At 49.6% G+C, this 359-nt stretch carries 1 rRNA gene; it reads left to right on the top strand.

The annotated features are described in order from the left end of the window. Positions 1–359 (top strand): 23S ribosomal RNA (locus SB658_RS22430); the annotation flags it as partial.

Here is a 359-nt window from a genome sequence, read left to right as displayed (position 1 = left end):
CCCACCATACGTAATGGTATGGTATCCTTGCCTGAATACATAGGGTAAGGAAGACAGACCCAGGGAACTGAAACATCTAAGTACCTGGAGGAAGAGAAAGCAAATGCGATTTCCTGAGTAGCGGCGAGCGAAACGGAACATAGCCCAAACCAAGAGGCTTGCCTCTTGGGGTTGTAGGACATTCTATACGGAGTTACAAAGGAACGAGGTAGACGAAGCGACCTGGAAAGGTCCGTCGTAGAGGGTAACAACCCCGTAGTCGAAACTTCGTTCTCTCTTGAATGTATCCTGAGTACGGCGGAACACGTGAAATTCCGTCGGAATCTGGGAGGACCATCTCCCAAGGCTAAATACTCCCT

The sequence above is a fragment of the Bacillus sp. SIMBA_008 genome, from assembly GCF_046535495.1.
Taxonomy (GTDB): domain Bacteria; phylum Bacillota; class Bacilli; order Bacillales; family Bacillaceae; genus Bacillus; species Bacillus subtilis.
The sequence above is the reverse complement of the archived record's forward strand: the minus strand, read 5'-3'. Positions and strand labels throughout refer to the sequence as shown.